The organism is Nonomuraea montanisoli (assembly GCF_013363975.1).
Taxonomy (GTDB): domain Bacteria; phylum Actinomycetota; class Actinomycetes; order Streptosporangiales; family Streptosporangiaceae; genus Nonomuraea; species Nonomuraea montanisoli.
Genome location: NZ_JABWGN010000002.1, coordinates 659,274 through 680,583 on the forward strand (window position 1 = coordinate 659,274; position 21,310 = coordinate 680,583).

The window sequence follows — 21,310 nt, forward strand, 5'->3', positions numbered from 1 at the left end:
GAGGGCGAGGATGCCATCTGTGAAGTGCGGGTTTGTCAGGTGCGCAAAGCTGATCATATCCATCCACACTCAGGGTGAACATCCCGTCGCCCGGAGGTGCCCGGTATGTCGCAGTACGTTCTGCCCGCGCTGGTGCAGGGGCCGTTCCCGCTCGAACAACGGCGCCTGGTGGTGGACGCCGGGCTGACGGCCGTCGTCTTCCGCAACGGGGTGCCGCGCGCGGTGTGCGGGCCGGGCCGGCACGGCCCGATGGTGGGCCTGTTCACCGGCCGCAGGCTGCCCGCCACCGGGGAGCTGTCGGTGCTGCTGTTCGACACGGCCCCGCAGACCGTGCTGATGGCGGCCGACGACGTCCGGCTGGCGGACGGGCGCGAGGTGGGGGTGACCGCGGTCGCCGTGGTGGAGCCGCGCTGGAGCGCCGACCCGGGGATCCTCCTGGAGGTCGCGGGCCGCTACGGCGTGCTCAGCTCGCGGTACGGCGAGGCGGCGGGGTTCCAGCTCGACGCCGACTTCCGGGCATGGGCCCGCGCCCTGCTGCGCCGGCGCGGGCACGACGACGTCTACGAGATCGACGACCGGCGCGACGCGCTGAACGGGGTGAGCGCGGTCCACGACCCGGCCGGTCCCGGCGAGGGCCTGCTGGTGGTGGAGCGGTTCGTCCACGTGAACATCACCCCGGACCCGGTGGTCAGGTCGATCAGGGACGTGCAGGGGGAGTCCGAGGTCGAGAACGCCCGGCTGGTGGCCAAGGCGGCCCTCCAGCCCGTCCGGGCCGCGCTGCGCGCGATCAAGGTCCGGTACGCCGACCGCATCGCGCGCGAGCACGGCATGAATCAGGCGGCGCTGGACGTGGACCTCGCCGCCGTGTACGGGGTGGTGCCGCTGTTCATGCGCGACCCGAAGGCCGGGACCGCGATCGAGGAACTGCGCTGGCAGGTGCTGAAGGGGCTGCTCGGCGAGTACGCGGACACGATCCCGTTCGCCGCCGAGGCGCTCGGCGTCACCCCCACCGAACTGCTCCAGGAACTCGCGCGGGGACGGGTGCCCGGCCCCGCCACGGCGGATCCGCCGGCCTTCACCGATGAGGTCGGACGGCTCGACGACAGGAGGCGTCCCGCATGAGCCCGAATCCCGGCAAGCCGGTCGAGAACCCCGAGGACGAGACCCGTACCCGCCCTCCCGGCGGGGACGCCGGGCCGGAGGCGCCGGACGCGCGTGGCGGCGGTCCGGGCAGCGGCGGCGGGCACCGCCAGGGAGGGGGCCGCCGGCCGGGCACCCGGCCGGACCCTCATGACGGCATCCCTGTCGATCAGCGTGTCCGCTTCGGCCCGCAGGAGAATCTGCGTCCCCCGTCTGGTGAGCACCCCCAGTCTGGTGAGAGGCGAGGCGAGGGCCGTAACCAGGGGCAGGGGGGTGGCCAGGGGCAGGGGGGCGGTCATGGTCATGGTCACGGTCACGGTCACGAGAGGCAGGGTGGAGGACGCGGTGGTGAGCGGGGCACGGGTTCGGGCGCCGCGCCCGGTGACGGCCGGAGCGGAGGGCGGCGTGGAGAGGGCGCGCACCGTACACCCGACTGGGTGGGGGACCCGGCGATCTGGCGCATCGACCGCGAGGCGCAGGACGCCCTGCGGGAGCAGCGGTCCCAGCAGGACGCGGCCCAACAGCGGCAGCAGACCGGCCGGCCGCCCGCCGACGCAGGGACCCCGCACGGGCATCGCCCGCCCTCGCAGCTGAGGTCGATCGACGCGGCCGACGGCGATCCGGCGTACCAGGAGCCCCAGGGGCGCGGTCGTGGAGGCGGAGACGGCTCCGCGCAGAAGCCGACGGAGCCGAAGGCGGCGGAGCAGGCGCACGCCGGACACGCCGGAAATATCGGGCACGCCGGACACGCCGGGCACGCCGCGGAGCCGCCGCGGCCCTCGTCGCACGAGTCCACGCAGCACCGCACCGACTTCCACGGCATCGTCAGCGGCCCCATCCCCCGGGACTCGCCCGGCTCCCACGACCACCGGCCCGGCACGGACTCCGGAACAGGGGGACAGCGTCCATGAGCGGAAACCCCGGCAACCCCAGCGACCTGAACGAGCTGCGCGACATCATCCGGCAGGCCCAGAGCCTGGGCGCCCCGTACCCGCAGGACCCGGCGGCACGGATCACCGTGGGACGCGACGGGAAGATCTACCGCGGCGACCAGGCGGGCGACGAACCCGTGTCGAAGGTCCACCACGGCACCTTCGCCGCCCCGTCGCGCCGGGCCGAGCGGCGGCTGGCCGAGGACCAGCGGTTCGCGCGCACCCACATGCCGGAGGGGACCGTCTACATCGACGAGCCCGACGTGCGCGGGTGGGCGTACTCGATCGTCACCGAGCTCGACGAGCGCTACACGCTCTTCGCGTTCTTCGACGGGCGCGAATACCGCGTCAAGCTCGTCGAACCGGCCCTGGAGCAGCTCGTACGGCGCAACGTCGTGAGCGCGCACGACGGGCACCTCTACCCCGACGGGACGATCTGCCTGTCGGAGGCGCGCGGCGCGGGCCAGCCGACGCTGGAGGAGGCGTACTCCAAGTCCGTGCTGTGGGCGCTGGGCATGGGGTTCGTCCGCAACGGCTACCGGTTCCCGTTCGCGGCCGAGGGCCCGTTCGCGGCCGAGGGACGGTGAGGGCCGTGATGCGGGTCAGGATCACCGACCACGCGCTGCGGGCGATCGTCACCCGGATCGGCGGGGTGCCCCCGGAGGCGGGCGGCGCGCTGTTCGGGCCGCCGGGCACCGACCTGGTCACCGGCCTGCTGCCGGACGAACGGGCGACCGCCACGGACGTCAGGTACCACACGAGCGCCTGGCTCATCGAGCAGGCCGCCCGCACGCAGCGGGACGGCGCCGCGCGCTTCAAGGGGATCGTCCACTCCCACCCGGCCGACCTGCCGGAACCCTCCGGCCAGGACCGGCGCGAGTTCGGCCGCTCCCTCGGCCTCAACCCGCACCTGGGCAGGTTCCTCGCGCCGATCGTGACCCACGACGACCGGCCGCCGGCCGCCCACGAACTGGTCAGCGGCGGCGTGCGGGTGTCGTGGTACGGCGCGGTGAGCGCGGAGGGCCGGGTCGAGGTGCTGCCGATGCATCCGCTCGTGCTGCCCGTCGCCGAGTCCCTGGCCCGCGCCGGGGCGCGGGAGGAGGGGGAGCCGGAGGTGCTCACCGTGGACGGCGCGCCGGTGATCGCCGTCCCGGTCCGGTTCGAGGCGCTGCCCTCGGTGTCGGTGGCGCTGTTCGGGGCGGACTTCCCCGCCGTGCCTCCGGTGCTGGTCACGCACGGCTCGCCCGTGGCTCTGACCTGGGATCTGGCGGCTCCGGCCGCCGACCGGCTGGCGCGGGCCGTCAGCGGGGCACGGCGTCCGGGCCGTCCTCCTTCGGCGGTCCGCACGCGCCTGCTGGCGGCGAGGGAACGGGCGGCCGCGCCCGTGCGGCGACGGCGCGCCACGGGGCTGTTCGCGCGCAGCGCCGGGCTCGTCTCACCGGCGCTCGCCGACCGGCACGTCGTGGTGGCCGGGGCCGGATCGGTCGGCGCGTACGTCGCGGAGTGCCTGGTCCGCTCGGGCGTCGGCCGGCTGACGGTGGTCGACCCCGAGCGGGTCGCCCCGGAGAACCTGGGACGCAGCCCGTACACGGTGGGCGACGTCGGACGGCCGAAGGTGTCGGCGCTCGCCTCCCGCCTGGCCACGATCAACCCCGAGCTGACCGTACGCGGCGAGCGGAGCAGCGTCCAGGCGCTCGACCCGCGGGACCTGGCGGCAACGCTGCGCGACGGCGACCTGCTGGTGGCCGCGACCGACGACAACCGCGCGCAGCGCCGCCTGGACCACCTGGCGTACTGGACCGGCGTGCCGGCGATCTTCCCCGGTCTGTACCGGGGGGCGGCGGGAGGGGAAGTGATCATGACGTATCCGGGCTCGGCGTGCTGGGGCTGCGCTACGGCGGGGGTGCGTGACCTGTCGGCCGACACGGCGCTGGCCCAGCCGACGAACTACGGCACCGGCCGCCTGCTGGCCGAGCCGGGGCTGGTCGTGGACATCCAGCACGTCTCCGCGGCGGCGGCCAAGATCGGGCTGGCGCTGCTGCACGGGTCTGGCGGGGAGACCCGGATCGAGGGGTTCCTGGCCGGTCCGCGCGAGCGCGGGCAGTCCTACGTCGCCTTCGGGACCGAGCCGGGGTACTGGCTGTTCGGGCATGTCCTGCGGGACGCGCCGGGGCAGCACGCGTTCCAGACGGTCTGGATGAGCGTCGACCGCCGGCCCGGCTGCCCGGTGTGCGGGCCTGAGGACGAGCGGACCGACCCCCTCGCCGGGGGCGCCCGGGACGTCAGCCCCGAGCGCCTGCGCCACCTCGCCGGCCGCGGGAGACGACCATGAGCCCGCCACCCCCTCCGGCCCCCCGCCTCGGCCCGGAGGACGCGGAAGCCGGGCTCGCGGGATTCGGAATCGCTGGGTCTGGGGGCGCTGGGTCCGGGTTCGCGGGGTTCGGGGGCGCGGGGACGGGACTCGTGGGGCCCGGGCGCCTGCCCGCCGCGGGCTCGGCCGTCCTGCGCGTCGTCCGGCTGCCTGCCACGGCCGCCGTCCCCGAGCCCGGGAACGAGCGGCAGACGGTCGCCGACGTCCTCCGGAGCAGGCTGACGGAGTTCCTGACCGGCATACGGCACAGGGACCCTGTCACCGTCCATGCCCGGGTGCGGCGCGACCCGGTGACGGGCACGCGGATCGAGCTCATGCTGTGGGGCCACGCGGAGACCGTCACCGGCCACGCCGCCCGCTGCCGCGACCTCCTCGCCGGCCTGGTGGACCTGGCTCCCCACCAGGTCGAACCCGCCCCCCAGGAAAGGCGGCACCACCCGTACGCCCAAGACCTGGGTCGCGCTGACCGCCCGAACCACTCGGCCCGCCCTGAGCGCACGGCCCGCCCGAACCACTCGGCCCGCCCTGAGCGCGCTGAGCGCCCGGAGCGCCCGGAGCGCCCGGAGCGCCCGGAGCTCTTGGAGCGCTTGGACCGCCCTGAGCGCCCGGGCTGCCCGGACCGCCTGGACCGCTCGGACCGCTCGGACCGCTCGGACCGCTCGGACCGCCTGGACCGCTCGGACCGCCCTGAGCGTCTGGACCGTCTGGACGGCCTTGAGCGCCCTGAGCGCTTGGAGCGCCGCGGCCCCTGGAGCCGTCCCGGCCGACTCGATTCCGCCGCCGTGCGTGATCACGACGGCGAGGACGGCGGCAGCGACGGCGAGGCCGGCGGTGGCGGTGACTGTCGCGCCGGCGCCGAGGGAAGCGGTCGTGGTGGTCACGAGCGTGGTGGTGGCGATGGCGGCCGGGGTGGCGGCGAGCGTGACCGTGGCGGTGGCCGCGAACGTGGCCGTGACCGTGAGGGCGAGTGTGGCGATGGCGGCGAATGTGGCTGTGGTGGTGGCTGCGAGCGTGGCCGTGACCGTGACGGCGGCGGTGAAGGCGAGGATTACCGTGACGGCGGCGGTGAGGGCGAGGGTGGCCGTGACGGCGAGTGGGCGTGGCGGCTCACTCCCGCCCCGGCCGGGAGGCCCCCCGGCTACGGAGCCGCGTTCTGGCCCGTAGCCGGGCTGCGATGGGCGGCCCTGCTGGACGCCGTCGAGCGGTCCGGCGGGCCCTGCGGCGTACGCGTGACCCTCGTGCCCCTCGCCCCGCCGCTGTCCGCGCTGCCCGTGCTGCGCCGGGCGATCCGGCGCGCCGACGGACGGCGTCCCGCCCCCACGGACGACCACGGCGACCGGGGCGACCGAGGCGACCGCGGAGAGCGGGACCGCACCGCCGGGGGGAGCGGGACGGCGGCGCTCGACCTCCTGGAGAGCACGCCGGTGGTCTTCCACGCGACCCTGACGGTCACCGCGGACGATCCCGCCGTGGCCGCGGAGCTGGCGGCGGCACTCGGCGCTCCAGGCCTGACCCCGGGGCCGGTGGAGACGTCAGGTGCTCGGGGCCTGACCCCGGGGCCGGTGGAGACGTCAGGTGCTCGGGGCCTGACCCCGAGGTCGGTGGAGACGCCAGGCGCGCGGGGCCTGACCCCGGGGCCGGTTGAGGCGTCGGGCGTGCCGGTCCTGCCCCCGAGGCCGATGAAGGTGTCAAGCGTGCCGGGGGTGATCCCGGGGCAGGGGAAGGCGTCCGGCGCTCCGGGTCTGATCCCGGAGCCGGTGGAAACGCTGGGCGTACCGGGTTGGCCTGGGGATCCGGTGGCGGCCCTGCCCCCTGCCGGCATGCTGGAGGCGATCCGGACAGGCGCGATCGTCGCGCCGCGGACCGCCGCGGATCTGCTGCCGCTGACGGACCTGCCGATGGACGCCGTCACCGTCCACGCGCGGCGACCGGCGGTCGTCGCCCGGTTCGCCCCACGGACGGGGGCGGCCGGCGTGTGGCTGGGCCGTTCGGCCGGCGGGCGCCCCTACCGGCTGCGGGTCCCCGACCTGAACCAGCACCTCCTGGTCACCGGCCTGGTCGGGTTCGGCAAGACCACCACGGTGATGACGCTGCTGCGGCGGCTGTGGCGCGAGCACGCGATCCCCTTCCTGGTCATCGACCCGGAGAAGACCGAATACCTCCCCCTGGGAGCCGTCACGCTGAGCCTGGGACGCGACGGTACGCAGATCAACCCGCTGGCCGTACCCGAAGGCGTGGACAGGGCGGCGTTCGCCGACACCGTGGCCGAATGCCTGGACGCCGCCACGGGCCTGTCGGCGACCTGGCCGTTCGCGGCGGCGGCGCTGCGCAACGCCGTCACGGACCTCTACCACGGCGACGGCCCGCCCACCGTGGCCACGTTCTACCGGGCGGTGGTGGAGCAGGCCGGCGCACACGGCGGCGCCGGGGAGCAGGCCGCCAATTTGCGCGCCTCGCTCGGCCAGCGCGTGCAGAGCCTCGTGGCCGGCGCGGGCGGCGACGCCCTGGCGGGCGGCCCCGGCGCGGGGCTGGACTGGGAGCGGCTGCTGTCGGCGCCCGCGGTCGTCACCCTCGCCGGCTTCGGCGACCGGACGGCCCGGCAGCTCGCGTTCGGCCTGCTGCTGGCCGGCATGGTCGCCTACCGGCGCGCCAACCCCCTGCCCCGCTTCGGCCACCTGGCCGTCCTGGAGGAGGCGCACCTGCTGCTGGGGAACGGCCCGGCCGCCGGGCACGGCCAGGGCGCCGTGCCGGCCGCCGCGGAGGCGACCGCGACGGCGATCGCGACGCAGCGCTCGTACGGCCAGGGGTTCGTGCTGGTGACCCAGAGCCCGCGGCAGCTTCCCGGCGAGGTGACGCGGCTGTTCCCGAACCGGCTCACGCACCGGCTGGCCGAGGACCCCGGGGAGGGCGCCCTGGGGCGGGTGGCGGAGCAGGTGCCGATGCTGGGCAGGGGCGAGGCGTTCGTCGTGGACGCGGGCGGCCATCCCGCCCCGGTGTGGGTCGAGGTGGTCCCCGAACCCGCGAGCGCCGCGTACGACTCCGCGAGCGCCGCGTACGACTCCGCGAGCGCCGCGTACGACTCCGCGGACTCCGCGTACGACCTCGCCGGTCCTGGGCCGTCTGCCGGGAACAACCCCGTGCTCCGCACGGGGCCTCCTGAGCGGATCTGGTGCCAGGCGTGCCCACACCCGTGCGCGGCCCGGCACTGGCTGCGCCTGGCGCCGGAGGTCGAGAGCGGGCTGGCCGACGTGCCGGAGGAACGGCAGGCCGAGGCGGCGATGGGCACGCTGGAACGCCTCCTCGCCCGCGACCGGACGCGGCGGACGTACGTGGAGCTGCACGCCGGGGTCTACTGCGTCATCGCGCGGGCGCTGACCCGGGTCCGCGCGAGCGACCGCGGTCGCGCGGCGGCCGCCCCGCGGGAGGCGCGGCGCGTCGCCGACCGGGTGGCGGAGGACACACGACGAGGGGCGGAGCAGGACACATGACGGCCAACGAGGACCTGGAGAAGATCCGGCGGGCGGTCACCGGCCGAGCCGGACCGGCGTCCCCGTACGCGGAGACCCCGCACGCGGGGGGACCGGCGGCTCCGCAAACGCCGGGAACGCCTGACCCGTACGAACCAGGACCGCCGGCGGCGCCCGGCGGGAAGACGGCGGCGGGAAAGGGCAAGAAGAAGGGCGGCCCGTCGCCGCTGCCGCCAGATGCGACGCCCGCCCGGCGCCCCGAGCCCGAGCCCGAGCCGTCCGAGCGCCGCTCCGGAGGGGGCGTGCTGTTCACCATCCTCCTCCTGGTGGCCACAGTGTTCGCCGTCAACTACGTGACCGAGTCCGACCTGTCCCGCCTGGACCTGCCCTCCTGGCTGTCGGGCCCCTCGGCCGGCACCGGCACGGGTCAGGGGACATCGGGCGGATCCGGCTCGTACGCCGAGCGGGGAACGCCGAAACTCAAGATCAGTCCGAGGAGTGGCTCCGTGCGTACGACGATCACGGTCACGGGGTCGGGGTTCATTCGCGACGGGCAGGTGAGGCTGATCTTCCACGCGCACCTCATGGGCACGGCCAGGACCGATGGCAAGGGCCGCTTCAAGGCGCGGATGCGCATTCCCGACGCGGACTTCTACGGACACTTCCCCGGCCAGACGTTCTCCATCAGCACCACCGAGTGGACGCGCGACGGGACCTATCAGAGAAACGGCCCCAGGGTCGGGTTCCACCTCACCTGACCGGGGCCGCCGGCCGGTGCGTGCACGGTGTGCCGGCCGGTGGGGGGATCCGTCCGCCGCCGACGTCCGGTGTCCGGCGTCCGGCGTTCGGCGCGCGGTCGCCGTCACGACCGGGCGACCGGGCGCGGATGCCGTCACAGTGGGGGGCGGTCCGGTGCGGTCGCTGCCACGGCCGCACCGGGACGGCGGCGGATGGACCCCCTGTCACGGACGGACATACGGCTCGGCCTCCCACCGCCGGAGCCGGCTGCTTTCAGAGCTGGGCGCCCTCCGGCTGGGCGCCTCCAGGCAGGATGCCTTCAGAGCCGGGTGCCCGCAGGGGCGGGTGTCTTCAGGCCGAGTGTCCTTCAGAAGCTGAAGCGGCGGGCGGACGGCGTCAGCACGGCCGTCTTCGAGGCGGCGCCCCAGACGGCGTCCAGCTCACCCGCCAGCGTCTCCACGAGCCGCGCCACGTCGCGCGCCGCCGTCTCGTGCAGGGCCTCCGCGACCACGAGCACGGAACGCGTCGTGTCACGCACGGCCGAGAGGCCGCTCTGCCGGTTCGTCCAGCGCCGGGCGTGGGCCCGGCCGGCGCCGTCGGCGAAGATCACTTCACCGGGCGCGGGATGCTCGGTCTCGCCGGAGAAGGTCAGGTACGTCTCGTCGCCCCTGGAGTGCCGCACCTCCAGGAAGTCCGTGACGTGCTCGACGTCGAACACCGCCACCGGGATCGCGTACGCCACCGACACCGCATTGCACAGGTCGATCAGTGGGTGGATGCGCGGCAGCGATCCCTCCTTGCGCAGCCGCCGCAGCAGCGACTCCGAGGCGCAGCGATACTGGGTCGGCTTGAGGCCCATCCGCCCGAACGTCCGCCGCCACGCCTGGATCTCCGGCAGCTCGCCCTCCGGCGAACCCTCCAGCCGCCCGGCCGCCGTCGCCGAGAACTCCGCCACCCGGGCGTCCACGGAGACGTCCGGCCGGATCCCCTCCGCGTACAGCACCGCCGGAGCCAGCTCCGGGAAGTCGCGCCAGATCGTGTCCGCGTGCTCGAACCGCACGGTCACCTCCAAGATCAAGAGAATCCAGCCTACCGGGAGGCGCCCGCCGCCCCAACGGCCGACACCCGCACACCGCCCCGGCCGGACGGGCGCGTTCGAGAGGACGGCTGTATCCAGGGGGCCGCGTGTTCAAGAGGGCCGCCGTATTAAGGGGGCTGCATGTTCAAGGGGCGCGCCGTATTCAGGGGCGGAGCGTTCAAGGGGGTGGCGCGTTCAGGCGGCCGCCCCGCCGTGTTCAGCAGGGCGGTCGTGTTCCGGAGGACGGCCGTGTTCCGGAGGGCGGCCGTGAGAGGGCGGTCGTGTTCCGGGGGCGGCCGTGTTCGGGAGGAGGAGCACTTGGGGGAGGCGCGCCTTCGGGCGGAGGAGCGCCTTCGGGTGAGGCCGCGTCTTCCGGGCGGAGGAGCGCCTTCACCGTGTGTGAGGGAAGGAGGGGCGGGCCAGGGAGGATGGGCGTGTTCGGGAGGGGGCGGAAGGCGGCGGTAGTGTCGGGAGCTGTGCCGAGCATCCCGCAACCTCTCGACCCGGACGACGACGGCCGCGCCGCGCCCGCCCTGGCCGCCGCCCTCGCCTCCTACCAGCAGGGTACGGCCGGTCCCGGCGACGTGCTGGCCGCTCTCACCGGGGCCCGGCTCCTCGTGCCCGTCGTGGCTCTGCTGACCGAGTCCGAGGTGGGCGAGCACGGGCTGCGCCAGGAGAAGGAGAGCGAGATGGCGCTGCCCAAGCTCGTCGGCAAGGACGGCAGGGAGGCGGTGCTGGCGTTCACGGGCACGGACGCGCTGACCCGGTGGCGCCCGGACGCCCGGCCCGTGCAGGCGACCACCCCGCAGGTATGCCAGGCGGCGGCCCATGAGCGGGCCGCGGCCGTGGTGGTGGACGTGGCGGGGCCGGTGCCGTTCGTGATCGAGGGCGAGGTGCTGGAGGCGCTGGCCGCGGTCGCCTCGGGCACGCTGGACCAGATGCCGGGGGCGACGGTCGCCCGCATGCGGCCCGCTCCCGCGCCCCGGCGCCGCCGCTGGTTCTCCCGCAAGGCCACCTGACGATCCGATCTCCGCCCGGCGACCAACCCCACCCGTGAACCAGCCCTCCGCCCCCGGGGTCAACCTCACCCGGCGAACCGTCCCTCCGCCCGTGTCCCGGGTGGCGGGGGGCGGCCGGGTGTGTGAAGAAGGCCGCGCGGAGCGGTGTCGTCGCACTAGGGTCGCCCTGTGGCGGGAGTGGTGGCACTGGCGGCGCTGGTCGGTCTCCTCGCCGGCCCCTACGTCCGCACCCTGGCGAGCGGCTTCGGCCCCGCCCCCGACGCCACACCCCCGGACACCCGCATCACACCCACGGACGCGCACGACACGCCTCCGGACGCGCAGATCGCGCCTCCAGACACGCGCACCACGCCCGCGGACAACCGCACCACGCCCCCGGACGTCACGCCTCCGGACACCCGCGCCGAAGCCAGGAGGGCGTTCGCGCGAACCCTGCGCACCAGACCCCTCCCCGCCTGGCCGCCGTACCTGGAGGTCGTCACCGCCGCCGTCGCCGCGCTGGTCACCTGGCGCGCCGGCCTGCCCTACCTCTGCCTCGCGCCGGTCGGCACCGCCCTGGCCGTGATCGACTGGCGCACCTCACGGCTGCCGGACGCGATCACCCTGCCCTCGTACCCGCTGCTGGCGCTCTGCCTGCTGCCCACCGGCGAGCTGCCGCGCGCCCTGCTGGGCGCGGCGGCGCTGGCGGCCGTCTACGGCGCGCTGTGGCTGGCCAGGCCCGCCGCCATGGGGTTCGGCGACGTCAAGCTGGCCGGGCTCATCGGCATGGCCGCCGCCGCGCGGGGCTGGGAGGCGTGGGTCGTGGCCGCCGTCGCCGGGCAGCTCCTCGCCGCCCTGTACGCCCTCGCGCTGCTCCTGACCCGGCGGGCGAGCCGGGACACCCAGTTCCCGCTCGGGCCCTTCATGCTGCTCGGCGCTCTGGCCGCCGTGTGTCTCGCCTGATGAACGTTCGGCCATCCCACCGGCCGGGACATGGAAGACTTGTACGCATGTTGCGCTGGTTGACCGCCGGAGAGTCCCACGGGCCGGAGCTCGTTGCCATCATGGAGGGCCTGCCGGCCGGGGTCGAGGTGACCACGGCCGCCATCGACGAGGCGCTGCGCCGCCGCCGTCTCGGCTACGGCCGCGGCGCCCGGATGAAGTTCGAGCAGGACCAGGTGACGATCGTCGGCGGCGTCCGCCACGGCCGCACCATGGGCAGCCCGGTCGCCGTGCGCGTCGGCAACACCGAGTGGCCCAAGTGGGAGAAGGTCATGGCCGCCGACCCGGTCGACCCGGCCGAGCTGGAGGGGCTGGCGCGCAACGCGCCGCGCTCGCGGCCCCGGCCCGGTCACGCCGACCTCGCGGGCATGCAGAAGTACGGGTTCGACGACGCGCGGCAGGTCCTCGACCGGGCCAGCGCCCGCGAGACGGCGGCCCGGGTGGCGCTCGGCGAGGTGGCCCGGCGCTTCCTGAAGCAGGCGCTCGGCGTCGACATCGTCAGCCACGTGGTCTCCATCGGCTCGGCCGTCACCCCCACCGAGGTGCTGCCCGGCCCCGGCGACCTGGAACGCGTCGACGCCGACCCGGTGCGCTGCTCCGACCCCGAGGGCAGCGCCGCCATGGTCGCCGTCATCGACCAGGCGCACAAGGACGGCGACACGCTCGGCGGCGTCGTCGAGGTGCTCGCCTACGGCCTGCCGCCCGGCCTCGGCAGCTACACCCACTGGGACCGCCGCCTCGACTCCCGGCTGGCCGGAGCCCTCATGGGCATCCAGGCGATCAAGGGCGTGGCCGTCGGCGACGGGTTCGAGACCGCCCGCCGGCCCGGCTCCCGCGCCCACGACGAGATCGAGTACACCACCGCGAACGGCGTCAAGCGCATCACCAACCGCGCGGGCGGCATCGAGGGCGGCATGACCAACGGCGAGATCCTGCGGGTCAGCGCCGCCATGAAGCCCATCTCGACCGTGCCGCGGGCGCTGGCCACGATCGACGTCAGGACCGGCGAGGCCGCCAAGGCCCACCACGAGCGCTCCGACGTGTGCGCCGTCCCGGCCGCGGGCGTCGTGGCCGAGGCGATGGTCGCGCTCGTGCTGGCCGACGCCGCGCTCGAGAAGTTCGGCGGCGACTCCGTCGAGGAAGTCGCCCGCAACCTGTCCGGCTACCTCTCCTCCATGGTGATCAAGTGATCAGAGCCGTGCTCATCGGACCGCCCGGGTCCGGCAAGACCACCCTCGGCCGCCTGCTCGCCGCGCGCTTCGGCGTCGCCTTCCGCGACACCGACGCCGACGTGGAGGCCGTCGCCGGCAAGCCCGTCTCCGACATCTTCGTCGAGGACGGCGAGGAGCGCTTCCGCGAGCTGGAGCGCGAGGCCGTGCGCCGGGCCCTGGCCGAGCACGACGGCGTGCTGTCGCTCGGCGGCGGCGCCGTGCTCGACGAGGGGACGCAGGCGCTGCTGGCCGGTCAGCCCGTCGTCTACCTCCAGGTGGGGCTGGCCGACGCGGTGCAGCGGGTCGGCCTCGCCTCGGCCCGGCCGCTGCTCGTGCTCAACCCGCGCAGCCGGCTCAAGAAGCTCATGGAGGAGCGGCGGCCGATCTACGAGCGGCTCGCCGTCCTGACCGTCGTCACCGACCAGCGCCCCCCGGAGGAGCTGGCCGACGAGATCGTGAAGGGGCTGGCGTCATGACCGCGACCAGGATCACCGTACGCGGTGACAGCCCGTACGACGTGGTGGTCGGCGCGGGCGTGCTGGGCGAGCTGCCGGCGCTGCTCAAGCCGGGAGTGCGCACGGTCGCCGTCGTCCACCCGGCCGGGCTGCCGGAGATCGCCCGCCCGGTGTGCGCGTCGCTGTCCGACGCCGGGTACGACGTGGTCGCGCTGCCCGTGCCCGACGGCGAGCAGGCCAAGACCGTCGAGGTCGCGGCGCAGCTGTGGTCGGCGTTCGGCCGCTACGGCGTGACCCGGTCCGACGCCGTGGTGGGCGTCGGCGGCGGGGCCACGACCGACCTGGCGGGGTTCGTGGCGGGCACGTGGCTGCGCGGCGTCCAGGTGGTGCTGGTGCCGACGACGCTGCTGGCCATGGTCGACGCCGCCGTCGGCGGCAAGAACGGCATCGACACGCCCGAGGGCAAGAACCTCGTCGGCACGTTCCTGCCGCCCGCCGGCGTGCTGTGCGACCTGACGACGCTGGCCAGCATGCCGCGCGCCGACTACGTGGCCGGCCTGGCGGAGATCATCAAGGGCGGGTTCATCGCCGACCCGGTCATCCTCGACCTCGTCGAGCAGGACCCGGCCGACGCCACCCGGCCCGAGGGCCGTCACACGCGCGAGCTGATCGAGCGCAAGATCCAGGTCAAGGCCGACGTCGTGGGCGCCGACCTGCGCGAGGCCGGGCTGCGCGAGATCCTCAACTACGGCCACACCCTCGGCCACGCCATCGAACGCGCCGAGCACTACCAGATGCGCCACGGCGAGGCCATCGCCATCGGCATGGTCTACGCGGCCGAGCTGTCCCGCCTCGACGGCCGGATCGGCGCCGACCTCGTCGAGCGCACCCGGTCCGTCCTCACCGCCGTCGGCCTGCCCACCGGCTACCGCGCCGGCGCCTGGCCGCGCCTGCGCGACCACATGCGACTGGACAAGAAGAACCGCGGCGCCAAGCAGCGTTTCGTGGTCCTCGACGGGCTGGCCAAGCCGGGCCGTCTGGAGGACCCGTCGGAGGAGCTGCTCGAAGCCGCCTACCAGGAGATCTCCCGCTGACATCGTCATGAGACATCACGGTTCCTTCGTCGCGCTCGGCGACAGCTTCACCGAGGGGCTCAACGACCCCGGTCCCGACGGCCGCTTCCGCGGCTGGGCCGACCGGGTCGCCGAGCGCCTGGCCGAGGACAACCCCTCCTTCCGCTACGCCAACCTCGCGGTGCGCGGCAAACTGCTCGACCAGATCGTCGAGGAGCAGGTGCCGCTGGCCGTCGAGATGGCGCCCGACCTGGTGAGCCTGTGCGCCGGGGGCAACGACCTGCTGCGGCCGGGCAGCGACCCCGACGTCATGGCCAAGACGCTCGCCCGGGCCGTGCGCGAACTGCGGGCGTGCGGGGCCGACGTGCTGCTGTTCACGGGCGTCGATCCGCGCGACACGCCGCTGATGCGACGCCTTCGCGGCCGCTTCGCGATCTTCTACCTGCACATCCGCTCGATCGCCGACCTGTACGGGTGCAAGCTGGTCGACCAGTGGTCGATGCAGGGGCTGCGCGACTGGCGGGCCTGGAGCGAGGACCGGCTGCACATGAACGAGGACGGCCACCGGCTGGTCGCGGCCCGCGTGCTCGACGTGCTGGACGTGCCGTTCGACGACTGGCGCAAGGTGTGGCCGGAGCGCACCACCGACCCCCGGGCGCGGCGGCGTGAGGACGCGCAGTGGGTGCGCGAGTACCTGGTGCCGTGGGTGGGGCGCCGTCTGCGCGGCACCTCCTCGGGCGACGGCCTCGACCCCAAGCGCCCCGATCTCGCCCCCTGGGCCCCCGACATCCCCTGACGTCCTCCCCGCGGTCCCCGGCCGTCCTCCCGACATCCCCTGACGTCTTCCTAGAGGTCCCCGGACGTCCTCGTGACGTGCCCGGACGTCCCCACCCGGGCCGCCGCACCGGGGCTGAGGACTTGCCGGGCCCGCGAGTACGGCACTCCGCGGGTGGCGCGCTCGCGCACAGGGGGCGCCCAAGGATCTCCTGCGCCCGGGCACAGACGGAGCGCGCCCCTGAGTCAGGGCCAGACCGCGTGCCCCCGAGCTCAGGACGGCTCGGTGACCAGTCGCTTGAGGGCGGCGCGGGGGACGGCCGGGTCGGTGGTGCGCCAGAACGGCGGCAGCGACCCGAGCAGGAAACCGCTGTAGCGGGCCGTGGCCAGCCGGGGGTCGAGCACCGCGATGACGCCCTTGTCGTGCTGCGAGCGCAGCAGCCGGCCCGTGCCCTGGGCGAGCAGGAGCGCGGCGTGGGTGGCGGCGACCGACATGAACCCGTTGCCGCCCTTGGCCGCCACGTGGCGCTGCCGGGCGGAGGTCAGCGGGTCGTCCGGGCGCGGGAACGGCACCCGGTCGATGATCACCAGCCGCAGCGACGGCCCCGGCACGTCCACGCCCTGCCACAGCGACAGCGTGCCGAACAGGCAGGTCGGCTCGTCCTCGGCGAACTGCTTGACCAGCAACATCGTGGAGTCGTCGCCCTGGCACAGCAGCGGCACGTCCAGCCGGTCGCGCAGTGCCTCGGTGGCGGCCTTGGCGGCCCGCATCGAGGAGAACAGGCCCAGCGTCCGCCCGCCGGCCGCCTCGATCAGCTCGGTGATCTCGTCGAGGTACGCCTGGGGGAGCCCGTCGCGGCCCGGCTGGGGCAGGTGCTTGGCGACGTACAGGATGCCCGCGCGCTGGTGGTCGAACGGCGAGCCCACGTCGATGCCCTGCCACTCGCCGGCCTTGACGGGCTCGGCGGCGGAGTCGTCGGCGCCGGGGCCGCTCGCGCTCGGGCCGGTCAGGCCCCACTGGCGGGCCATGCCGTCGAAGGTGCCGCCGAGGGCCAGCGTGGCCGAGGTGAGCACCACCGTGCGGTCGCCGAACAACCGCTCGCGCAGCATGCCCGCCACGCCCAGCGGCGCGACGCGCAGCGCGGGCGGGCGCCGGTCGCTGCCCGCGTCGAGCCAGACCACCTCGGCCCGGTCGGCCTCCGTGGCGTGGCCGTAGGCCTCCAGCATGCGCACGGCTGTGTCGTGCACCTCGTCCAGCGCCGTGAACGCGGCCTTGCGCTGGCCGGCGCGGTCGGGGTCGTCCTTGTCGGCGCCGCGCGGCCCGAGCGCGGTGACGCAGCGCGCCGCGCTGTCGCGCACCAGCGCCAGCGTCATCCCGAGCACCTGCGGCAGCTCGTCGACGCGGCCCGCGGGCGCGGCGGCCAGCAGCGCCTTGAGGTCCTCGCCGGCCTCCATGAGCTGGTCGGCGATCGGCTGCTCGATGAGCCGCGCCACCCGTCGTACGGCCAGCATGACCGACGTCTCCGACAGCTCCCCGGTCACCACGGACGTCACCCGGTCGACCAGCTCGTGGGCCTCGTCGACCACGACCGTGTCGTGCTCGGGCAGCACCGGCAGCTCGCCCATGGCGTCGATGGCCAGCAGCGCGTGGTTGGTGACGACGACGTCCACCTCGCCGGCGCGGGCGCGGGCCATCTCGGCGAAGCATTCGGCGCCGCTGGGGCAGCGGCTGGCGCCCAGGCACTCCTGCGCGCTGACGGAGAACTGCCGCCACGCCTGCTCACTGACACCCGGGACCAGCTCGTCGCGGTCGCCGGTCTCGGTCTCCTCGGCCCACTCCTGGATGCGCTGGACCATGCGGCCCGTGGCGCTGACCTCGCGCGGGTCGAAGAGCTGGTCCTGCTCGTCCTCCTCGGGCCAGCCGGCGGTGGCCTTGTAGCGGCACAGGTAGTTGCGCCGGCCCTTGAGGATGGCGTACGTCGGCTCGTGCGGCAGCTCCTTGGCCAGCGCCTCGGACAGGCGCGGCAGGTCACGGTCGACGAGCTGGCGCTGCAGCGCGATGGTCGCCGTGGAGATCACCACGGGCTTGTCGGTGTCCATGGCGTGCCGGATGGAGGGGACCAGGTAGGCCAGCGACTTGCCGGTGCCCGTGCCGGCCTGGACCGCGAGGTGCTCCTTGCGGTCGATGGCCCGCTGGACGGCGCTGACCATGGTGATCTGGCCCTGCCGCTCGCTCCCTCCGAGAGCGTTGACCGCGATGCTGAGCAGTTCGTCCACTGCAGGGAGATGGGAGTCCGGCACGGCAGTAAACGCTACCCGCATTCGCGGGTCCCCGGCGCCGAACGCGGTGTGATCGGCCATGCGCATCCCGGCGTTCGCGGGACACACCCGGCGGCCCGCATGGCACACTGAACGACCGGGACTCCAACTGGTCTTCCTACTGTGACCGGATGGGTCCAGGATGGGGATGGTAAATCCGGTAAATCCGGTTAAGTAGAGTTACCCGGGGTTGAGTGGACGAATAAGGGCTGGTTATCGCAGGATGTCCCCTATGTCGGAAGTTGTCCCGTTGCCGTCGTTCGGCGAAGTGTTCTTCGATGCCCGGGGGCAGGAGCGGTGTCTCCGGGTCACCTGGCACGAGGGCACCCTCGTTCTCAGCCTCTGGCGGGGAGAGATGTGCACCGCCAGCTTCCGCATGCCGATGGACGACGTCGGACGTCTCCTCGACACCCTCGACGACGGCTTCGCGGAGGCCGCCGGTGAGCAGCCGGCCGTGCCCGCCCAGCAGGACCCGGGCACCGAGGTGATCCCCGGCACCGGCCAGTACCAGCGGCCCCAGAACCTCACGCCCCCGCCGGTCCCGCAGCAGCCCGAGGAACGCCCCACGGCCACCCTGTCGCCCACCGACGTGCTGGTCGCGCGCGGCACCCCGCCGCGCCAGGACAAGCTGGTGGCCTCCTACAGCGAGCCGCCCGCCCAGCGCGACCCCTACGCCGACGCCTCGGCCGGTCAGTACGGCGACTCCTCCCCGTACGCGGACACCTCGGCCGGCCGGCGCGACGCCTACGGCGACCCCTCCACCCAGCAGTACGGCGACACCCAGCAGTACGGCGACGCCCAGCAGTACGGCGACCCGTCCGCAGGGCAGTACGGTGACTCCTCCCCGTACGCCGACACCTCCGCGGGCCAGTACGGCGAGCGGCCGCCCTTCAGCGGCCCCCAGTACGCCGACCCCGGCGCCGGCCGCTCCCATGCCGGCCAGCAGTACGCCGAGCCGCTGCGACAGGACCCGTTCACCGGCCCCCAGTACGTGGACGACACCCCGAGCGGCCCGCAGTACAGCCTCGACCCCGACCCCTTCTCCGGCCCGCACCCGGTCGCCGGCGAGCCCCGCTACCAGCTTCCCCGCGAGCGGCAGGCGCCGCCGCACTCCACCGACCCGCTCGGCTTCCCCTCGCAGGCGTCCGACCCGTTCGGCGGGCGGGGGCAGGACCGGCGCGGCCGCGACCGCTACGCCCACGACGACCTCGGCTACCAGCAGCAGAGCCGCGCCGCCGCGCCCGAGGCCGACCCCGGGGCGGCCGGCCTCGGCACGCCCATGCACGGCATCCCCGGCGCCGGGCGTCCCCGCTCCATGCCGCAGCGCGCCGCCGCCCGCCGCGCCGACCCGGAGCCGTACCAGCAGCAGGAGCCGTACCAGAGCGGCGACTCCTACCGGGTGCGCGACGGCTACGCCTCCATGGACCAGCCGGCCCGCGACTACTCCGGCCAGGACTACCCGGCCTACCCCCCGCCCGCCAACCCGGTGGACCCGCTGCTCGCGCTCGGCACCCCCGAGCAGGGCCAGGCGTACCGGCACGACGACCCGCTCTCGCGCCCGTACGTCGGTGACCCCATGTTCTCCACGGGCGAGCGCCTGCGCCCGGACCAGCAGTACGACGACCGGGACGACCGCCGCGACTGGTGAACCCGGCTGGAGGCACCTGACCCCGTCGCGGGCGGGCACGGCATGATGGAGGCGACGCGTTCCCCCGGCGGGGAGGCCGTCCCGGCGGTGCGGACGGGCCCGTCCCCGCACTGAGCGGGGGCCGCGTCCCACCCGTTGCCGAGGAGGGCCCGAAGTGTCCCATCGTCCCGCGACCTCCCCTGGGCGCGCCCGGTGAACGCGACCACGGGACTCCAACTGCTCCTCGTGGCCGGCGGCGCCGTGGCCGTGGCGGCCGTGGCCCGCCGCAGGGGCTGGCCGGCGCCGCTGCTGCTCGTGGCGGCCGGGCTGATCGTGTCGCCGGTGGTCCCGGCCATCCCGCTCGACCCCGAGCTGGTGCTGTTCGTGTTCCTGCCGCCGCTGCTCTACTCGGCCGCGCTGGACAGCTCCTACCTGCGGCTGCGCGACGTGTGGCGGCCGGTGGCGCTGCTGTCGGTGGGCCTGGTGCTGGTCACGACGGCCGCCGTCGGCATGGCCGTCCACCTGCTGCTGCCCGAGCTGCCGCTGGCGGCGGCGTTCGCGCTGGGCGCGATCGTCGCGCCGCCCGACGCGGTGGCGGCGATCGCCGTGGGCCGGCGGCTGGGCCTGCCGCGCCGGACGCTGACGATCCTCGTCGGCGAGAGCCTGTTCAACGACGCGACTGCCCTGACCGCCTACCGGGTCGCCATCGGGGCGGCCACGGGCGCCACCGTGGACCTCGCGATGGCGGCCGGCGAGTTCGTGTACGCGGCGGCGGCCGGCGTGGGCATCGGCCTGGCGCTGGCGCTGGCCTTCGCCTGGGTGTTCCGGCACACCCGCGACTCGCTGGTCGAGAACACGCTCATGCTGCTCATCCCGTTCGCCGCCTACCTAGCGGCCGAGTCGGTCCACGCCTCGGGCGTGATCTCCGTCGTCATCGTCGGCCTCTATCTGGGCAACCAGATGCACCTGCGCGGGTTCGGCACGCGGCTGGTGTCGGCGTCGGTGTGGAAGGTGACCGACTTCTTCCTGGAGACGATCGTGTTCGCGCTGATCGGCCTCCAGCTCGTGACGGTGGTGCGGGGCGTCGGCGGGTACGGCGCGGCGGAGCTGGCGCTGTACGCGGGGGTGGTGTTCCTGGTGACGGTGCTGGTGCGCTTCGCCTGGATGTTCCCCGCGGCGTACGTGCCGAGACTGCTGCGGCGCGGCGACGACAGACCCGCCCCCGCGCAGGTGGTGATCGTGAGCTGGGCCGGCATGCGGGGCGTGGTGTCGCTGGCCGCCGCGTTCGCCATCCCGGACGACGTGCCGGGCCGGCCCATGCTGCTGTTCCTGACGTTCACCACCGTGATCGGCACGCTGCTGGTGCAGGGGCTGTCGTTCCCCGCGCTCATCAGGCGGCTGCGCGTGTCGAGCGAGGAGGAGCGCTACCAGGATCTCCTGGCCGAGGCGAACGCCCAGCAGGCGGCGCTCACCGCGGGCCTGGAGCGGCTCGACCGGGCCGTGGAGGCCGAGGGCGGCGAGCCGGACGAGATCCAGAAGCAGGTCATCGACCAGCTCAAGGAGAAGTCGTGGCGGCGCTCGCTCACCGCCTGGGAGCGCCTGGGCGGCGGCACCGCCCAGGGCGGCGCCGAGACGCCCAGCGCGCTCTACCGCCGCCTGCGGCGCGACATGCTGCGCGCCGAGCGCGAGGTGTTCGTCCGGCTGCGCGACGAGCGCAGCCTCGACGACGAGGTGATGCGCGAGGTGATGGCCCAGCTCGACTTCGAGGAGGCCATCCTGGACCGCTAGCCGCCGGGGCTAGCCCATCGCGTTGTCGACGTAGCACCACTTCCACTGCTCGCCCGGCTCGTACGACTGGACGACCGGGTGGGCGACCTCGTGGAAGTGCTGCGTCGCGTGCTTGCCCGGCGAGGAGTCGCAGCAGCCGATGTGCCCGCACTCCAGGCAGCGCCGCAGGTGCACCCACCGGCCGCCCACCGCCAGGCACTCCTCGCAGCCGTCCGGGGTGCGGGGCGCGGGGTCCGCCGCCTGCGAAAGATGTTCACAAGTTGCCATAGGCGAAATCCTAGGACTCCACCCGCGGATCGGTGCCGCCGCACCCCTTGCTGACCGCGGGGTCGCAGGG

At 74.7% G+C, this 21,310-nt stretch carries 17 protein-coding genes; 14 read left to right on the forward strand and 3 right to left on the reverse strand.

Features of this window, described 5'->3' with window-relative positions:
• The first annotated feature begins 105 nt into the window (after positions 1–105).
• The 6 genes from HTZ77_RS06475 to HTZ77_RS06500 all read left to right on the forward strand — a co-directional run bounded on the left by HTZ77_RS06475 (position 106) and on the right by HTZ77_RS06500 (position 8,668).
• Positions 106–1,122, forward strand: a complete 1,017-nt coding sequence (locus HTZ77_RS06475) for an SPFH domain-containing protein (protein WP_175588478.1) — start codon at positions 106–108, stop codon at positions 1,120–1,122.
• Positions 1,123–1,577: 455 nt separating this feature from the next.
• Positions 1,578–2,051 carry a hypothetical protein gene (locus HTZ77_RS06480; protein ID WP_175588479.1) on the forward strand — a complete coding sequence of 158 codons (474 nt, stop codon included), beginning with the start codon at positions 1,578–1,580 and terminating at the stop codon, positions 2,049–2,051.
• Positions 2,048–2,659: a hypothetical protein gene (locus HTZ77_RS06485; protein ID WP_175588480.1), complete on the forward strand. Its 612-nt coding sequence runs from the start codon at positions 2,048–2,050 to the stop codon at positions 2,657–2,659. The genes HTZ77_RS06480 and HTZ77_RS06485 overlap by 4 nt, the downstream gene beginning before the upstream one ends.
• Positions 2,660–2,667: 8 nt before the next feature.
• Complete coding sequence (locus tag HTZ77_RS06490) at positions 2,668–4,404, forward strand: ThiF family adenylyltransferase (RefSeq protein WP_235994428.1); 1,737 nt, start codon at positions 2,668–2,670, stop codon at positions 4,402–4,404.
• A 1,268-nt stretch (positions 4,405–5,672) separates the two neighbouring features.
• Positions 5,673–7,931 carry an ATP-binding protein gene (locus tag HTZ77_RS06495; RefSeq protein WP_175588482.1) on the forward strand — a complete coding sequence of 753 codons (2,259 nt, stop codon included), beginning with the start codon at positions 5,673–5,675 and terminating at the stop codon, positions 7,929–7,931.
• Positions 7,928–8,668, forward strand: coding sequence for a hypothetical protein (locus HTZ77_RS06500; protein WP_175588483.1), 741 nt, complete (start codon positions 7,928–7,930; stop codon positions 8,666–8,668). The genes HTZ77_RS06495 and HTZ77_RS06500 overlap by 4 nt, the downstream gene beginning before the upstream one ends.
• Before the next feature lie 347 nt (positions 8,669–9,015).
• Here HTZ77_RS06500 and HTZ77_RS06505 read toward each other — a convergent pair whose 3' ends face one another.
• The gene (locus HTZ77_RS06505; protein ID WP_235994342.1) at positions 9,016–9,726 is read right to left on the reverse strand and encodes a B3/B4 domain-containing protein; all 711 of its coding nucleotides are present in this window, start codon (positions 9,724–9,726) and stop codon (positions 9,016–9,018) included.
• Positions 9,727–10,202: 476 nt separating this feature from the next.
• Here HTZ77_RS06505 and HTZ77_RS06510 point away from each other — a divergent pair, with 476 nt between their 5' ends.
• The 6 genes from HTZ77_RS06510 to HTZ77_RS06535 all read left to right on the forward strand — a co-directional run bounded on the left by HTZ77_RS06510 (position 10,203) and on the right by HTZ77_RS06535 (position 15,261).
• Positions 10,203–10,745: an SseB family protein gene (locus tag HTZ77_RS06510; protein ID WP_175588484.1), complete on the forward strand. Its 543-nt coding sequence runs from the start codon at positions 10,203–10,205 to the stop codon at positions 10,743–10,745.
• Between the two features lie 168 nt (positions 10,746–10,913).
• On the forward strand, positions 10,914–11,687 hold the full coding sequence (locus HTZ77_RS48075; RefSeq protein WP_175588485.1) for a prepilin peptidase: 774 nt from the start codon (positions 10,914–10,916) through the stop codon (positions 11,685–11,687).
• Between the two features lie 47 nt (positions 11,688–11,734).
• Positions 11,735–12,916: a chorismate synthase gene (gene aroC, locus HTZ77_RS06520; protein WP_175588486.1), complete on the forward strand. Its 1,182-nt coding sequence runs from the start codon at positions 11,735–11,737 to the stop codon at positions 12,914–12,916.
• Positions 12,913–13,413 (forward strand): shikimate kinase, encoded by a 501-nt coding sequence (locus HTZ77_RS06525; RefSeq protein WP_328808452.1) that lies wholly within the window; start codon positions 12,913–12,915, stop codon positions 13,411–13,413. The genes aroC and HTZ77_RS06525 overlap by 4 nt, the downstream gene beginning before the upstream one ends.
• Positions 13,410–14,486, forward strand: a complete 1,077-nt coding sequence (gene aroB / locus HTZ77_RS06530; protein WP_175588487.1) for a 3-dehydroquinate synthase — start codon at positions 13,410–13,412, stop codon at positions 14,484–14,486. Before HTZ77_RS06525 ends, aroB begins: the two co-directional genes overlap by 4 nt.
• Before the next feature lie 7 nt (positions 14,487–14,493).
• A complete protein-coding gene (locus tag HTZ77_RS06535; protein WP_175588488.1) occupies positions 14,494–15,261 on the forward strand; it encodes an SGNH/GDSL hydrolase family protein in 768 nt (255 codons plus the stop codon).
• Between the two features lie 251 nt (positions 15,262–15,512).
• Here HTZ77_RS06535 and HTZ77_RS06540 read toward each other — a convergent pair whose 3' ends face one another.
• Entirely contained in the window at positions 15,513–17,561 is a 2,049-nt protein-coding gene (locus HTZ77_RS06540; protein ID WP_175588489.1) for an ATP-dependent DNA helicase, read from the reverse strand.
• Between the two features lie 229 nt (positions 17,562–17,790).
• Between HTZ77_RS06540 and HTZ77_RS06545 the strand changes: the two genes are divergently transcribed.
• Complete coding sequence (locus HTZ77_RS06545; protein WP_175588490.1) at positions 17,791–19,206, forward strand: chromosomal replication initiator protein DnaA; 1,416 nt, start codon at positions 17,791–17,793, stop codon at positions 19,204–19,206.
• A gap of 192 nt (positions 19,207–19,398) precedes the next feature.
• Positions 19,399–20,973, forward strand: a complete 1,575-nt coding sequence (locus HTZ77_RS06550; protein WP_175588491.1) for a Na+/H+ antiporter — start codon at positions 19,399–19,401, stop codon at positions 20,971–20,973.
• Positions 20,974–20,982: 9 nt separating this feature from the next.
• Here the strand turns inward: HTZ77_RS06550 and HTZ77_RS06555 are convergent, their stop codons facing one another.
• Positions 20,983–21,240: a ubiquitin carboxyl-terminal hydrolase 14 gene (locus tag HTZ77_RS06555; RefSeq protein ID WP_175588492.1), complete on the reverse strand. Its 258-nt coding sequence runs from the start codon at positions 21,238–21,240 to the stop codon at positions 20,983–20,985.
• Positions 21,241–21,310: the final 70 nt, after the last annotated feature.

What these genes read in the sequence shown, in the direction of transcription:
- HTZ77_RS06490 (WP_235994428.1), top strand. Translation starts at nt 2,668, where the DNA reads ATGCGGGTCAGGATCACCGACCACGCGCTGCGGGCGATCGTCACCCGG.
- aroC (WP_175588486.1), top strand. Translation starts at nt 11,735, where the DNA reads ATGTTGCGCTGGTTGACCGCCGGAGAGTCCCACGGGCCGGAGCTCGTT.
- HTZ77_RS06485 (WP_175588480.1), top strand. Translation starts at nt 2,048, where the DNA reads ATGAGCGGAAACCCCGGCAACCCCAGCGACCTGAACGAGCTGCGCGAC.
- HTZ77_RS06540 (WP_175588489.1), bottom strand. Translation starts at nt 17,561, where the DNA reads ATGCGGGTAGCGTTTACTGCCGTGCCGGACTCCCATCTCCCTGCAGTG.
- HTZ77_RS06500 (WP_175588483.1), top strand. Translation starts at nt 7,928, where the DNA reads ATGACGGCCAACGAGGACCTGGAGAAGATCCGGCGGGCGGTCACCGGC.
- HTZ77_RS06535 (WP_175588488.1), top strand. Translation starts at nt 14,494, where the DNA reads ATGAGACATCACGGTTCCTTCGTCGCGCTCGGCGACAGCTTCACCGAG.
- HTZ77_RS06555 (WP_175588492.1), bottom strand. Translation starts at nt 21,240, where the DNA reads ATGGCAACTTGTGAACATCTTTCGCAGGCGGCGGACCCCGCGCCCCGC.
- HTZ77_RS06545 (WP_175588490.1), top strand. Translation starts at nt 17,791, where the DNA reads ATGTCGGAAGTTGTCCCGTTGCCGTCGTTCGGCGAAGTGTTCTTCGAT.
- HTZ77_RS06475 (WP_175588478.1), top strand. Translation starts at nt 106, where the DNA reads ATGTCGCAGTACGTTCTGCCCGCGCTGGTGCAGGGGCCGTTCCCGCTC.
- aroB (WP_175588487.1), top strand. Translation starts at nt 13,410, where the DNA reads ATGACCGCGACCAGGATCACCGTACGCGGTGACAGCCCGTACGACGTG.